The organism is Streptomyces sp. NPDC058240 (assembly GCF_042882135.1).
Classification (GTDB): domain Bacteria; phylum Actinomycetota; class Actinomycetes; order Streptomycetales; family Streptomycetaceae; genus Streptomyces.
Map to the genome: position 1 here is coordinate 80,523 of NZ_JBHVWT010000021.1, position 13,989 is coordinate 94,511.

At 69.5% G+C, this 13,989-nt stretch carries 12 protein-coding genes; 5 read left to right on the forward strand and 7 right to left on the reverse strand.

Going from position 1 to position 13,989, the window contains the following annotated elements:
- Positions 1-228: 228 nt before the first annotated feature.
- The 3 genes from ACFVX4_RS27465 to ACFVX4_RS27475 all read left to right on the forward strand — a co-directional run bounded on the left by ACFVX4_RS27465 (position 229) and on the right by ACFVX4_RS27475 (position 4,233).
- Positions 229-1,551: a PhoH family protein gene (locus ACFVX4_RS27465; protein ID WP_389981795.1), complete on the forward strand. Its 1,323-nt coding sequence runs from the start codon at positions 229-231 to the stop codon at positions 1,549-1,551.
- A gap of 389 nt (positions 1,552-1,940) precedes the next feature.
- Complete coding sequence (locus tag ACFVX4_RS27470) at positions 1,941-2,654, forward strand: transglycosylase SLT domain-containing protein (protein WP_389981797.1); 714 nt, start codon at positions 1,941-1,943, stop codon at positions 2,652-2,654.
- A 127-nt stretch (positions 2,655-2,781) separates the two neighbouring features.
- Positions 2,782-4,233 carry an AI-2E family transporter gene (locus ACFVX4_RS27475; protein ID WP_389981799.1) on the forward strand — a complete coding sequence of 484 codons (1,452 nt, stop codon included), beginning with the start codon at positions 2,782-2,784 and terminating at the stop codon, positions 4,231-4,233.
- Between the two features lie 88 nt (positions 4,234-4,321).
- On the opposite strand, the gene ACFVX4_RS27480 is transcribed toward ACFVX4_RS27475, so the two are convergent.
- Together ACFVX4_RS27480 and ACFVX4_RS27485 are read right to left on the reverse strand one after the other, a co-directional pair.
- Entirely contained in the window at positions 4,322-4,855 is a 534-nt protein-coding gene (locus ACFVX4_RS27480; protein WP_072483998.1) for an alkyl hydroperoxide reductase, read from the reverse strand.
- 12 nt (positions 4,856-4,867) lie between these two features.
- On the reverse strand, positions 4,868-5,422 hold the full coding sequence (locus tag ACFVX4_RS27485) for a peroxiredoxin (protein WP_003966619.1): 555 nt from the start codon (positions 5,420-5,422) through the stop codon (positions 4,868-4,870).
- 131 nt (positions 5,423-5,553) lie between these two features.
- Here ACFVX4_RS27485 and ACFVX4_RS27490 point away from each other — a divergent pair, with 131 nt between their 5' ends.
- Entirely contained in the window at positions 5,554-6,522 is a 969-nt protein-coding gene (locus tag ACFVX4_RS27490; RefSeq protein WP_389981801.1) for a hydrogen peroxide-inducible genes activator, read from the forward strand.
- A 46-nt stretch (positions 6,523-6,568) separates the two neighbouring features.
- Here the strand turns inward: ACFVX4_RS27490 and ACFVX4_RS27495 are convergent, their stop codons facing one another.
- The 5 genes from ACFVX4_RS27495 to ACFVX4_RS27515 form a co-directional block, all read right to left on the reverse strand.
- The gene (locus ACFVX4_RS27495) at positions 6,569-8,968 is read right to left on the reverse strand and encodes an ABC transporter permease (protein WP_389981803.1); all 2,400 of its coding nucleotides are present in this window, start codon (positions 8,966-8,968) and stop codon (positions 6,569-6,571) included.
- Entirely contained in the window at positions 8,965-9,651 is a 687-nt protein-coding gene (locus tag ACFVX4_RS27500; RefSeq protein ID WP_389981805.1) for an ABC transporter ATP-binding protein, read from the reverse strand. The genes ACFVX4_RS27495 and ACFVX4_RS27500 overlap by 4 nt, the downstream gene beginning before the upstream one ends.
- Positions 9,648-10,172, reverse strand: coding sequence for a PadR family transcriptional regulator (locus ACFVX4_RS27505; RefSeq protein ID WP_266414866.1), 525 nt, complete (start codon positions 10,170-10,172; stop codon positions 9,648-9,650). The genes ACFVX4_RS27500 and ACFVX4_RS27505 overlap by 4 nt, the downstream gene beginning before the upstream one ends.
- A 67-nt stretch (positions 10,173-10,239) precedes the next feature.
- Positions 10,240-10,485, reverse strand: a complete 246-nt coding sequence (locus tag ACFVX4_RS27510; RefSeq protein ID WP_072483993.1) for a hypothetical protein — start codon at positions 10,483-10,485, stop codon at positions 10,240-10,242.
- Positions 10,482-11,453, reverse strand: coding sequence for an SPFH domain-containing protein (locus tag ACFVX4_RS27515; protein WP_389981808.1), 972 nt, complete (start codon positions 11,451-11,453; stop codon positions 10,482-10,484). The genes ACFVX4_RS27510 and ACFVX4_RS27515 overlap by 4 nt, the downstream gene beginning before the upstream one ends.
- Positions 11,454-11,675: 222 nt before the next feature.
- Between ACFVX4_RS27515 and ACFVX4_RS27520 the strand changes: the two genes are divergently transcribed.
- Positions 11,676-13,913, forward strand: coding sequence for a transglycosylase domain-containing protein (locus ACFVX4_RS27520; RefSeq protein ID WP_389981809.1), 2,238 nt, complete (start codon positions 11,676-11,678; stop codon positions 13,911-13,913).
- Positions 13,914-13,989 lie beyond the last annotated feature (76 nt).

Sequence of the window (13,989 nt, forward strand, 5' to 3'; positions counted from 1 at the left end):
GTCGACGTCCGGTCACAAACCAGGCGGACGTCGTGTCCAAGTGAGCGGCATGGAGTCCGCTCGCCCGGGAGGCCCTTTGCACACGAAGGACCGTACGAACAACGCGGCCGACGCGGAGGGCCGGTACCCGGCCCGCGCATCGGGGCCCAAGCCCGGTCCGTCCTCTCCCATTGGGATGCTCCGCGACGCCGTCGCACCCCAACCTCGTCCGAGGGGGTACGTCCTTCCGTGGTGACCAGCACAAAGCGCCGCATGCCCGACAGGCGCACCTATGTTCTCGACACCAGCGTCCTGCTGGCCGATCCGAACGCCATGGCCCGGTTCGACGAGCACGAAGTCGTGCTCCCGATCGTCGTGGTCACGGAACTGGAGGCCAAACGGCACCACCCGGAGCTCGGCTACTTCGCCCGGCAGGCCCTGCGCCTGCTGGACGACTTCCGGGTCCGGTACGGCCGGCTCGACGCCCCGATCCCGCTCGGGGATCTGGGCGGGACGCTGCGCGTCGAACTCAACCATTCCGACCCCGGCGTACTGCCAGCCGGCTACCGGTTGGGGGACAACGACTCACGGATCCTCGCGGTCGCGCGCAACCTCCAGGCCGAGGGGTACGACGTCACGGTCGTCTCCAAGGACCTGCCCCTGCGCATCAAGGCGTCCTCGGTCGGCCTCCTCGCGGAGGAGTACCGCGCCGAACTCGCCATCACCGACTCCGGCTGGACGGGCATGTCGGAGCTCTCCCTCGCCGGTGAGCAGGTCGATCTGCTCTACGGGGAGGAGACGGTCTACGTACCCGAAGCCGCCGAACTGCCCGTGCACACCGGACTGGTCCTCCAGTCCGAGCGCGGCAAGGCGCTCGGCCGGGTCACCGCCGAGGGCAATGTGCGCCTGGTGCGCGGCGACCGGGAGGCCTTCGGCATCCACGGCCGCAGCGCCGAACAGCGCATCGCCCTCGATCTCCTCCTCGACCAGGACGTCGGCATCGTGTCGCTGGGCGGCCGGGCCGGCACCGGCAAGTCGGCGCTGGCGCTCTGCGCCGGGCTCGAAGCCGTCCTGGAGCGCAGGCAGCACCAGAAGGTGATGGTCTTCCGCCCGCTGTACGCGGTCGGCGGGCAGGAGCTGGGCTATCTCCCCGGCACCGAGGCCGAGAAGATGAGCCCCTGGGCGCAGGCCGTCTTCGACACGCTCTCGGCGGTCGCCGGGCGCGAGATCCTCGAGGAGGTGCTGGGGCGCGGGATGCTGGAGATCCTGCCGCTCACCCATATCCGGGGCCGCTCGCTCCACGACGCCTTCGTGATCGTCGACGAGGCACAGTCGCTCGAACGGAACGTACTGCTGACCGTGTTGTCCCGGATCGGGGCGAATTCCCGGGTGGTGCTCACGCACGACGTGGCCCAGCGGGACAACCTCAGGGTCGGCCGGTACGACGGAGTCGTCGCCGTGGTCGAGAAACTGAAGGGCCATCCGCTCTTCGCGCATGTCACCCTCAGCCGCTCCGAGCGCTCGCAGATCGCCGCACTGGTGACCGAAATGCTGGAGGAAGGCCAGATCTGATACGGGATGCGACAGTTGGTGCCGCCCGGCGAGCGAAGCAGCTTAGCCGGGCGGCATCGTGTTGCGGCGCCATTTCCGAAAATCACTTGCTCCAAACGAGGTGTGAGCTTTCACACGCAACAGAGAATTGCTTCCCGGTGTGACGTTCCGGCAGAGTCTTGCTTCCGTCAGGCCCCGCATACGGCACACCGCACCCCCAGAGGTGCCACGCACCACACAACTCAACAATCGCCGTCCGTATGCCGCCCGCGAGCACCACGCGGCGCTCCCTCCGGGGAGTCGCCCACCGGGCCCGTGCCTCCCGTGACCCAAGCAGTAGGGAGGCCAGCGCCAGGGGCACGATTGCGTCCGCGAGGTCACCTAAGCGGGCGATGCTGGAAGGACACCGTGTGAGCCGGATCTCGGTCCGGGGGTTCGCCGTGGCATCCGCCACCGCCGTAACCACCGTTGGCGCCGTCGTTGGCGTTGCCTCGGGCAGCACTCCTGCTGTCGACGACAACAACTTCGAGGCGACCGCAGCCGACACCACGCTGCTCGCAGACATCCCCGCGGGCCAGCAGGCCCAGGTGCAGACCGCCTCGCTGACCCAGCAGGCCGATGCCCAGGCTTCCGCCGCCGACGCGGCGGCGAAGAAGTCCGTGGAGGAAGCGGCCCGCATCCAGGCCGCCAAGGACGCCAAGTCGAAGAAGGCGGCGGCCGAGGACAAGCTGGAGCAGGAGCGCAAGGAGAAGAAGGAAAAGGAAGCGGCCGAGCGCGCCAGCCGCTCCTCGGTCCGCAGCGCTTCCGCGTTCGCCCAGCAGGGCTCGTACACCGTGGCCGAGATCCAGGCGATGGCGCGTCAGATGGTGCCCGCCGACCAGTTCCAGTGCTTCAGCAACATCGTGAACGTCGAGTCGAGCTGGAACTACCGGGCGGTCAACGAGAGTTCCGGTGCCTACGGCCTCGTCCAGGCGCTGCCCGGCTCGAAGATGTCGACCGCCGGCGCCGACTGGCAGACCAACCCGGCCACCCAGATCAAGTGGGGCCTCAGCTACATGAACAGCGGCCGCTACGGAAGCCCGTGCGGTGCCTGGGCCTTCTGGCAGGCCAACCACTGGTACTAGAACCTCCCGAGGTTCCGGTCTCAACCGTGCAGAGCCCCTTGCCGTCCTACGGTGAGGGGCTTCGCGCGTGTACGGTCGGCTCGGTGGTGGAGCGGTGGGGAGAGAAGACGGGGGAAGAGGAACGATCATGTCGAAACTTCCGGGGTGGCTCGGCCGGCTGGGCGCCGAGCTGACCGAACTGGGCGATCGGCTGGAGCAGCGCAGGGACGAGGCCGCGGGGGACGCGTCCGCGCGGACCGAACTGCCGGTGCCCGCCTCCGTCGTGCCCGCCGGAGCCGAGCCGTCCGGAGACGTACCGTCCGCAGCCGTGCCGCACGAGGAGGCCCGGCGCGATGCCGTGGCCGACCATGTGCCGCCGCCGCCCTCGTACGCCCCCTCCGTCGCCGCCCGGCCCGATCCGGTCGCGGCGATCCCCTGGGGGATGCGGGTCGCGGCCGAGGCGGGCTGGCGGCTGCTCGTCCTGGCGGGCACCCTCTGGGTGCTGATGCGGGTCATCAGCGCCGTGCAACTGGTGGTCCTGGCCTTCGTCGCCGCGCTGCTCGTCACCGCGATGCTGCAGCCGACCGTTGCCCGGCTGAGGCGCTACGGGCTGCCGCGCGGTCTGGCCACCGCCGTCACGGCGATCCTGGGCTTCGTCATCATGGGCCTGGTCGGCTGGTTCGTGGTCTGGCAGGTCATGGACAACCTCGACACCCTCTCCGACAAGGTGCGGGACGGTATCGACGAGTTGAAGCACTGGCTGCTCGACAGCCCCTTCCATGTCACCGAGCAGCAGATCAACGATGTCGCGAAGAACCTCAGCGACACCATCGGCACCAACACCGAGCAGATCACCTCCGCCGGACTCCAGGGCGTCACCGTGATGGCGGAGGTCCTCACCGGGATACTGCTGGCGATGTTCTCGACGCTCTTCCTGCTGTACGACGGGCGGCGCATCTGGCACTGGGTGCTGAAGCTGGTGCCGGCCCAGGCGCGGCCGGGTGTCGCGGGCGCCGGGCCGCGCGCCTGGCGGACGCTGACCGCCTATGTGCGGGGCACCGTCATAGTGGCGCTGATCGACGCGATCTTCATCGGGCTCGGGATCTTCTTCCTCGATGTGCCGATGGCGGTGCCGCTGGCCGTCTTCATCTTCCTCTTCGCCTTCATCCCGCTGGTCGGCGCCGTGATCTCCGGGGCGCTGGCGGTGGTCGTCGCGCTGGTCACCGAGGGCGTGTTCACCGCCCTGATGGTGCTGGCGGTGGTGCTCGCCGTGCAGCAGATCGAGGGCCATGTGCTGCAGCCGTTCATCCTGGGACGCGCGGTGCGGGTGCATCCGCTCGCCGTCGTCCTCTCGGTCGCCGCGGGCGGCATGATCGCCGGCATCGGCGGCGCGGTCGTCGCGGTGCCGCTGGTCGCGGTCACCAACACGGTGGTCGGCTATCTACGGGCGTACGGGCAGGAGCAGGCGCTGCGCTACGCGCCGTCCCCGCGCGGGGCGACCGCGGTCGATGTCGCTCCGACACCCGCGCCGGGATCGCCGCCCGAGGACATCGACTACGGCGACGACGGCGGCGGCACGAAGAACGGGCCCGGCAAGTAGGCCCACGGGCGGCAGACGGAAGAGAGAAGGGCCCCGGGGACGGTCGGTCGTCCCTGGGGCCCTTCTCGTACAAGGGGTACTGCTGGTCCTACTCGGCGAGCACGGCCTCGGCATCGAGGGTCACGCCGACCGCCTGGATCACCGAGGCGATCTTGACGGCTTCCTGAATGGTCTCACGGTCCACGCCGGCCTTGCGCAGCACCTGCTCGTGGGAGTCCAGGCACTGGCCGCAGCCGTTGATCGCGGAGACGGCGAGCGACCACAGCTCGAAGTCGATCTTCTCCACGCCGGGCTTGCCGATGACGTTCATCCGCAGACCCGCCCGGAGCGTCCCGTACTCGGGGTCCGACAGCAGGTGCCGGGTCCGGTAGAAGACGTTGTTCATCGCCATGATGGCGGCGGCCGACTTCGCGGCGGTGTACGCCTCCGCGGAGAGGTTGGCCTTCGCCTCCGGCTCCAGCTCGCGCAGCACCTTCGGCGAGCGCGAGGCGATCGCGCAGGCGAGGACGGTGCCCCAGAGCTGCTGCTGCGGCAGCTCGCTGTTCCCGATGACCGAACCGAGGTTCAGCTTCAGGTCCTTGGCGAAGTCCGGAACGGCGGCCTTCAGTTCGTCGAGTGCCATGTCGCTGTCAGCTCACTCGCCCGAGAGGAGGGCGACCGGGTCGAGGGTGTTCTCGCCCTTGGTCCAGTTGCACGGGCACAGCTCGTCGGTCTGCAGGGCGTCCAGGACCCGCAGGACCTCCTTGGGGTTACGGCCCACGGAACCGGCGGTCACCATCGTGAACTGGATCTCGTTGTTCTGGTCGACGATGAAGACGGCGCGCTGGGCGAAGCCGTCCTCGCCCTCGATGCCGAGGTCACGCATGAGCTCGTGCTTCGAGTCGGCCAGCATCGGGAAGGGCAGGTCGGTCAGGTCCGGGTGGTCCTTGCGCCAGGCGTGGTGCACGAACTCGGAGTCACCGGAGAAACCGAGGATCTGGGCGTCACGGTCGGCGAACTCTTCGTTCAGCTTGCCGAAGGCGGCGATCTCGGTGGGGCACACGAAGGTGAAGTCCTTCGGCCACGCGAAGACGATCTTCCACTTGCCCTCGTAGGTCTTGTGGTTGATCTGCTCGAACTCCTTGCCGCTCTCCAGCGAAACACAAGCAGTCAGGTCGAACTCGGGGAACTTGTCACCGACAGTGAGCACGCGCTCTCCTTGTAGCGTTGGAATTCCCTTTTGGGGGATTTCCTGAGGGTTGGACGGAGTCCACCTTGGCACAGAGTGCATTGATCACGGAAATAGCTACACTCGGCCGTGATGATCGGAGGTGCCTATCAGTGGCGCAGAGCAATCAGGGCAGTCGGCCCAAACAGCCCAGCCTGTCGCAGCTGCGCGCCTTCGTGGCCGTCGCCGAGTATCTGCACTTCCGGGACGCGGCGGCAGCAATCGGGATGAGTCAGCCGGCGCTCTCCGGAGCGGTGTCGGCGCTGGAGGAGGCGCTGGGTGTACAGCTCATCGAGCGTACGACGCGCAAGGTGCTGCTGTCGCCGGCCGGCGAGCGGCTCGCGGTGCGGGCCCGCGCGGTGCTGGAGGCCGTCGGTGAGCTGATGGAGGAGGCCGAGGCGGTCCGGGCGCCGTTCACCGGGGTGCTCAGGCTCGGTGTGATCCCGACCGTGGCCCCGTATCTGCTGCCGACCGTGCTGCGGCTGGTCCACGAGCGCTACCCGGAGCTCGACCTCCAGGTGCACGAGGAGCAGACCTCCTCGCTGCTGGAGGGGCTGGCTGCGGGAAGACTCGATCTGCTGCTGCTCGCCGTGCCGCTCGGGGTGCCGGGGGTGACCGAACTCCCGCTCTTCGACGAGGACTTCGTGCTGGTGATGGAGAAGGACCACTGGCTGGGCGGGCGTGCCGACATTCCGCGCGAGGCGCTGCGCGAGCTGCCGCTGCTGCTGCTCGACGAGGGGCACTGCCTGCGCGATCAGGCCCTGGACATCTGCCGGGAGGCGGGGCGCACGGAAGGGGCGCCGGTCACCACGACCGCGGCCGGGCTCTCCACGCTGGTCCAGCTGGTCGCCGGCGGGCTCGGTGTGACGCTGCTGCCGCGGACCGCGGTGAGGGTCGAGACCGGCCGCAACGACGCGCTGGCCACCGGGTACTTCGCGGAGCCGGCGCCGTCGAGGCGGGTGGCGCTGGGGATGCGGACGGGGGCGGCGCGGCACGAGGAGTTCGAGGAGTTCGCGGCGGCGCTGCGGGAGGCGATGGCGGTGCTGCCGATCCGGGTGACGACCGGTACGCGGAGCGACTGAAGGGGTGCGGTCCCGAGGGACCGCACCCCTTGCTCCGTCCGCTCCGTCACTCGGTACGCAGGCCGTCCGGGCGCATCATGCGCCACAGCGGTGGCAGCGACACCAGCGTGACCAGCAGGATCAGCGCCGCGCCCGCGCCGGTCATCGGCAGGAACAGCCACCAGTCGGTGACCTTCTTGTCGAGCATGGCGATCAGTGCCGCGCCCAGACCGAGTCCGCCCGCCACGGCCACCGCCAGCCCGATGAGCACCGGCACGGCGGTCTGCCAGAGCACCGACCAGGCGAGGGTGGACCGCCGGGTGCCGAAGGCGACCAGCACCGACAGCAGGCGCTTGCGTTCGCGCAGCTGCTCCAGCTGCGAGACCAGCATCGCGGCGGCGATCAGCAGCAGCGTCGCGGTCGCACCGACCTGGAGGCCGCGCTGCACGCTCGCGTACTTCTCGTCACGGGCCACCGACTTGAGGGACGCCACCCGCATCCCGGGATCGATCCGGGCCGCGGTGTTCCGTACGTACTCCGCGACGTCCTCGACGCTCTCGTCGACCCGGATCTGCGTCTGGGTCGTCGCGCCCGGCAGCTTGCTCGGGTCGACCGCACCGGTGGTGGCCATGATTCCCCAGGAGCCCTCGCCCAGCGGATCGTGGCGGGCAACGACCGTCCGGGAGTCGGCGGGCAGCGTCCACCGCATCGGTTTCCGGCCGGCGCCCGGGTCGATCTCGACCTCCTTGCCCTTGCGGGCCGTCTGGTCCACCCAGTCGGACATCTCCTTGTCGTTCCTGGGGTGGACCACAAAGGTGTCGCCATCCGCGCAGGAGCCGATCCGGGCCAGTTCGCGCAGGGTTCCGCAGTCGCCGACGATGAGACTGGTGGTCGGCTGGACCTCGTCCTCGGTGTACTTGCCGGGCCGGGTGACGTACGCCTCGACCTTGCCGATGACGGCCGTCACTCCCTTGGTGGCCTTGAACTCCTGGATGGTCCGGGTGGCCGCCTCCGGGTCGACCTTCTCGGAGAACGTGTAGAACTGGGCCCGCGAGGGGTCCTGCCCGGTCAACCTGTTGAACTCGTCGCCCACCGCGGCGAACAGCATCTGCAGCGCCACCGCGCCCGCGACCGCGACGGTGATTCCGCTGACCGCGCGGGAGGCCGCGCTGCTGCTCAGCTGGAGCCTGCGGGTGGCCAGCTGCCAGGGCACCGGACCGCCGTGCAGCCGGTTCACGCATGCCTCGACCAGCCACGGCAGCAGCAGCGCGAGCCCGACCAGGACCAGCACGGCACCACCCGCGATCGGGTACGGGTTGACCGTGGCGTACGGCTCGACCTTGTCGCTCAGCAGGAGCACCACCAGGCCCGCGACCGGCACCAGCAGCCGCCACCAGAACCGGCGCCTGCGGCTGCGGCCGCCCCGTACGACGCCGAGCGGTTCGATCACCACCGAGCGCAGGGCGGCCAGCGTGACCAGCACCGCCGCCGCCGGAACGGAGACGGCGACCAGTGCCGTCAGCGCGGCGGAGGGCACCAGGTCGGACGGGAAGACGCTCACGTTCCAGATCTCGATGTGACCGACGAAGCCACGCCCCACCAGGAAGAGCACCGCACCGATCAGCAGGCCGAGGACCGCCCCGAACAGGGCCTCGCCCGCCGCGATCCGGCGGGTCATCCGGATGTCCGTGCCGACCAGGCGCAGCGCGGCGAGTCGGCGGTCGCGGCGGTCGCCGCCGAACCGCACCGCCGTCGCGATGAAGATCGCGACCGGCACCAGCAACACCACGCAGATCATGATGATCAGCACGATCAGGATGGGCGGCATCTCCTTGCCGCCGTCCGGGTTGCCGTAGCCGGCGATCCGGTGACCGCCGTCGGCGGACGTCAGGGTGTCGCTGCCCGCGTAGTAGAGCAGGTCCCCGGGCGAGACCAGGCCGGAGTCGGCGATCGTGCCGGTGATCCGGTACGGCACCCGCTCCTTGAGCAGGCGGCCCTCCGGGGAGTCCAGCAGCTTCTTCAGCGCGGGGGAGACCGTCATCTCGTCCGCGCGGGGGAAGCGTGCGACGCCCGGCGGAACGGCCGGGTGGGTGCCGTCCGCGCGCATCAGATAGCCGCTGACGGTGCGGCCGTGGTACTCGGTCTCCCTGTTGATCCGGAGTACCGAGGTGTCGGACTTCTCGGCCTGTGCGTCGGGTCCGCCGGGGATGCGGTTCTCGACGCGGGCCTGGTCGCGCGCGGAACGCTCCGCGAGCAGATGCGGTACGGAGGCGGCGGTCAGGAGCAGTGCCACACCGAGGCCGACGCCGACGGCGGTCAGTACGGTGCGGACCCAGCCCTCGCGCCCACCGCCGGCGGCGAACCGGATGCCGAGACCGAGGTCGCGGAGCCAGGCGGCGATGCCGGTGGGCCCGGCGGGCCGGAGCGGGGCCGCGGCCGGTGCCTTCTTGCGGTCGAGCAGGGTCATACGGCGTGCTCCAGGTCGCGGGTCCGGCCGTCGCGCACGGTGACGTCGCGGTCGGAGTACGCGGCGACCCGCGCCTCGTGGGTCACCAGGACCACGGCGACGTTGGTGGACCGGGCCGCCTCGGTGAGCAGCTCCATGACCCGTTCGCCGTTGAGGGAGTCCAGGGCGCCGGTCGGCTCGTCCGCGAAGATCACCTTCGGGGAGGCGGCCAGCGCGCGGGCCACGGCGACGCGCTGGCCCTGGCCGCCGGAGACCTCGCCGGGGCGCTTGGCGGTCACGTCGTCGACCTCCAGCCGCTCCATCCAGTGGCGGGCGGTGCGCTCGGCCTCCTTGCGCTTGACGCCGGCCAGGCGGAGCGGCAGGGCGATGTTCTCCACGCAGGTCAGCTCCGGGACGAGTTGGCCGAACTGGAAGACGAAGCCGAACTCGGTGCGGCGCAGGGCGCTGCGCTCGGCGTCCGACATGGCGGAGAGCTCACGGCCCGCGTAGGTGATCGTGCCCCGGTCGGGGGTGACGATTCCGGCGAGGCAGTGCAGCAGGGTCGACTTGCCGGAGCCGGAGGGGCCCATCACGGCGACGACCTCGCCGGGGTGGATGGAGAACGACGCGCCGTCGAGCGCGGGCGTCTGGCCGTACGCCTTGTGCAGGCGGTCGGCGCTGAGCAGGGAGCCGGGGGGAATCATGCGCCCACCTCCACGGCGAGGCGGTCGAGCCGGGCGGCGGTCAGTTCCAGCCAGCGCAGATCGGCTTCGAGGTGGAAGAGCGCGTGGTCGCAGATCAGCTGGTCGGCGAGGTCGCCCTTGCGCTTGCGGTCGGTGAGGATACGCATCAGGCGCAGATGCTCGGTGCGCTGGGTGTCCAGCAGGGCCGCGGCGCTGCGGCCGGTGAGCAGGGCCAGGACGACCTTGGTGTAGAGCGTCGACTGGAGGTACGGCTCGGGCTTCTCCGGCTGAGCGAGCCAGGTGCCGACATCGGTGATCCCGGCCTCGGTGATGGCGTACCGCTTGCGTTCGGGGCCGCCGCCGCTCTCGACGCCGTCGACCTCGACGAGGCCGTTCTTCAGCAGCCGGGACATGGTCGAGTAGACCTGGCCGTAGTGCAGGGGGCGGTCGTGGCCGAATTTCTCGTCGAACGCGCGCTTCAGGTCGTAGCCGTGGCGGGGGCCGGACTCCAGGAGTCCGAGCAGGGTGTGGCCGATAGACATGCCGAGCACTGTACACGGCGTGTATACCCCCGGTGTATACCCGGGTTCCGCCCCCGGATCCCGGCGCTCAGTCGCCGGACGGCCCCGACGCGTCCTTCGGGGGCCGGCCCCGGCGGGGGATCGGACGCGCCGTGCCCGGCAGGCGGCCCGCCTCCGCCAGCGCCCTGCGCAGCAGGAACTCGATCTGCGCGTTCGCGCTGCGCAGCTCGTCGGAGGCCCAGCGGGCCAGCGCGTCGTGCACCGCCGGATCCAGCCGCAGCAGCATCTGCTTGCGCTGCGGCGGGGTCCGGCGTGCCGGGGTCTGTTCGGTCACTGGTAAAGAGTGCCCGTGTTCAGGACCGGCTGCGCCGCGCGGTCACCGCACAGCACCACCATCAGATTGCTGACCATGGACGCCTTGCGCTCCGCGTCGAGTTCGACGATGTCCTGCTCGGCGATCCGGGTGAGCGCCATCTCGACCATGCCGACCGCGCCCTCGACGATCTGCTGCCGGGCCGCGACCACGGCGCCGGCCTGCTGGCGCTGGAGCATCGCGGAGGCGATCTCCGGGGCGTACGCGAGATGGCTGAAGCGCGATTCGATGATCCGTACACCGGCGGCCTGCACCCGGGCGGTGAGCTCCACGGCCAGCTTCTCGGTGATCTCCTCCGCGTTGCCGCGCAGCGAGAGGCCGCCCTCCTCGTGGGCGTCGTACGGGTACTCGATCGCGATGTGCCGGACGGCCGCCTCGGTCTGGGTGGCGACGAACTCCAGGAAGTCGTCGACCTCGAAGAGCGCCTGCGCGGTGTCCTCGACCTTCCAGACGACGATCGCGGCGAGCTCGATCGGGTTGCCGTAGGCGTCGTTGACCTTGAGGACCGCGGTCTCGTGGTTGCGGACCCGGGTGGAGATCTTCCGGCTGCTGGTGAGCGGGTTGATCCAGCGCAGTCCGTCGGTGCGGATCGTACCGACGTACCGGCCGAAGAGCTGTATCACCCGGGCCTCGCCCGGTGCGACCATCTTCACACCCGTCATGCAGAAGAACGAGGCGATGACGAGCAGGACCCCGAAGATGCAGACCGGGATGCCCAGGCCGTTGTTCCCGTTCGAGCCGATGACGCCGCCGATGATCGCGAGGCCGATGCCGGCGATCACCCCGAGCACGGTCAGCAGCAGGCCGAGGCCGCCGGGGATGCTGTGCGCCGTCACCTCCCTCACCTGCGGTTCGGGCATCTGCGGGGCGTCGGGCGTGAGGTCGGCGGCAAGGGTGGCCACATCGTGCGGATTGTCGTGGTCGGGCATGGGATCCCCCGTTTCGAAAGACTGACTCGGTGCTAGCAATGTGATTACACATTACCTGTGTTCGCAACCTTGGGCACCCTTCATGAGTCGGTTCCCTTGAGAACGGGTGCTGATTGTCACGTCCGGAAAAGACCGCATCGCTTGCTTTTTGTCCTCGCCGACGGTGTTAGCTGGCTGGGCTTAGCTGATCTGGTCGAGCAGAGAAACGGGAGCAACACAGCGATGGGTCGAGCGGATGCGCGACGAGCCCAGCGGCGCGGAGCGCGGCGGGCCGCGAAGAGCGGCGGCATACGCAGACTCTTCACCTGGAAGAAGATGCTGGGCGCCTTCTTCGGGCTCTGCCTGCTGGTCATGGGCGCCTTCGTCGCGCTCTACATGTACGTGGACATCCCGAAGGCCAACGCCCTGGCCGAGCGGCAGAGCAACGTCTACCAGTACAGCGACGGGTCACTGCTGACCCGGACCGGCAACGGTGTCAACCGCCAGATCGTCGACCTGGCCGAGGTGCCCAAGGAGGTGCAGCACACCTTCGTCGCCGCCGAGAACAAGTCCTTCTACGACGACAAGGGTGTCGACCTGAAGGGCACCGCGCGCGGCCTGATCAACACTCTCAGCGGCAAGGGCAAGCAGGGTGGCTCGACCATCACCCAGCAGTACGTCAAGAACTACTACCTGACGCAGGACCCGACGATCAGCCGGAAGCTCAAGGAACTGGTGATCTCGCTCAAGATCGAGAACAAGAAGGGCAAGGACTACATCCTCGCCGGGTACATCAACACCAGCTACTACGGGCGGGGCGCGAGCGGCATCCAGGCCGCGGCACAGGCCTACTACGGGGTCGACGCCAAGGACCTCAACGTCTCCCAGGGTGCCTACCTGGCCTCCGTGCTCCAGGCCCCCAGCCAGTACGACTGGCAGTCCGCGACGGAGACCGGCAAGAAACTGGTCAAGGAGCGCTGGGGCTACACGCTCGACAACATGGTCGAGATGCACTGGCTCGACAAGGCCGAGCGCGACAAGCTCACGTTCCCGTACCCGGACAAGCCCAAGCCCGCCAAGGGCATGGAGGGCCAGACCGGTTACCTCGTCGAGGCGGCCAACAAGGAGCTGGAGAAGCAGGGCATCACCGCGGAGATGCGGCAGGCCGGCGGCTGGACCTTCACGCTCAACATCGACAAGAAGCGGCAGAAGGAGCTGGAGAAGTCCGTCGACCGCCAGCTGGAGTCCAAGCTGGACCGCAAGAACAACAAGGTCGACGCGACCGTCCAGGCCGGTGCCACCTCGGTGAGCCCGAAGACCGGCGCCGTCGTCGCGATGTACGGCGGTGTGGACTACGTCAAGCACTACTACTCCAACGCCACCCGCCGGGACTACCAGCCCGCCTCCACCTTCAAGCCGCTGGTGCTCGCCTCCGCGCTGGAGAACGGGTCGAAGACCCAGGACGGCGACCTGATCGGTGTCAACACCCGCTACGACGGCACCAGCAAGCGGCCCGTGGTGGGCAGCGACACCCCGTTCGCCCCGGAGAACGAGGACAACCAGAGCTACGGCAACGTCACCGTGCAGAAGGCGATGAACGCGTCGATCAACTCGGTCTTCGCGCAGATGGTCGTCGACGTCGGCCCGCCCGCGGTGAAGAAGACCGCGCTGGCCCTCGGCGTACCGGACGAGAACTTCCCCGAGCGCCCCGCCATCACGCTCGGCACGATGAACGCCTCGACCTGGGACATGGCGGGCGCGTACGCCACGCTCGACAACCACGGCAAGAAGGTCACCCCGTTCATCGTGAAGTCGGCCAAGCACCGCGATCGGACGGTCGAGCCGGTCGAGGGCATCGGCAGCCAGGCGATCAGCCGCAAGTCCGCCGACACCGTGACCTCCGTCCTGACCGGCGTGGTGGACAGCGGCTCCGGCCGGGCGGCCAACACCTCGGCGTACGAGGCGGCGGGCAAGACGGGTACGTCGGAGAACAACAAGTCGGCCTGGTTCGCCGCCTACACCCCGGAGCTCACCACGGTCGTCGCGCTCTTCGGTGAATCGCCCAAGGACGGCGGCGGCCAGGTCAGCCTGACCGGCACGGCCAACTCCGGCCGGGCCAACGGTGGCGGCTTCCCGGCGCAGATCTGGGCGGACTACACCCTCGGTGCGCTGGGCGGCGGCTCCAGTGCCCAGTTCGACCTGGAGGACGTCGAGCGCGGCGAGGTCACCGTACCGAGCACGCCGCCGGCGAGCCCCTCGCAGTCGGCGAGCACCGACACGACTCCGTCCCAGTCGCCGGACGCGCCCTCGCAGAGCCCGAGCGACAAGCCCAGCCAGTCGCAGAGCCAGTCGCCCGACGTGCCGCCGAGCCAGTCGCCGGACGTGCCGCCGCCGAGCCAGTCCCCGGGCCGGCCGGGCGATGGACTGAGCTCCGGGCGCCCCGGCCAGAACAGCGCCGACAAGAACCCGCTCGGCCAGTGAGCGGATGACGGAGCGGTGAACGCACGGGTCAGGGGCGGTGCCGGCCGGCACCGCCCCTGACCCGTGTCTTCCGCGT

Excerpts from the sequence above, each read along its gene's own strand:
- ACFVX4_RS27475 (WP_389981799.1), top strand. The coding sequence starts at position 2,782 with ATGTCGAAACTTCCGGGGTGGCTCGGCCGGCTGGGCGCCGAGCTGACC.
- ACFVX4_RS27515 (WP_389981808.1), bottom strand. The coding sequence starts at position 11,453 with ATGCCCGACCACGACAATCCGCACGATGTGGCCACCCTTGCCGCCGAC.
- ACFVX4_RS27505 (WP_266414866.1), bottom strand. The coding sequence starts at position 10,172 with ATGTCTATCGGCCACACCCTGCTCGGACTCCTGGAGTCCGGCCCCCGC.
- ACFVX4_RS27500 (WP_389981805.1), bottom strand. The coding sequence starts at position 9,651 with ATGATTCCCCCCGGCTCCCTGCTCAGCGCCGACCGCCTGCACAAGGCG.
- ACFVX4_RS27520 (WP_389981809.1), top strand. The coding sequence starts at position 11,676 with ATGGGTCGAGCGGATGCGCGACGAGCCCAGCGGCGCGGAGCGCGGCGG.
- ACFVX4_RS27495 (WP_389981803.1), bottom strand. The coding sequence starts at position 8,968 with ATGACCCTGCTCGACCGCAAGAAGGCACCGGCCGCGGCCCCGCTCCGG.
- ACFVX4_RS27480 (WP_072483998.1), bottom strand. The coding sequence starts at position 4,855 with ATGGCACTCGACGAACTGAAGGCCGCCGTTCCGGACTTCGCCAAGGAC.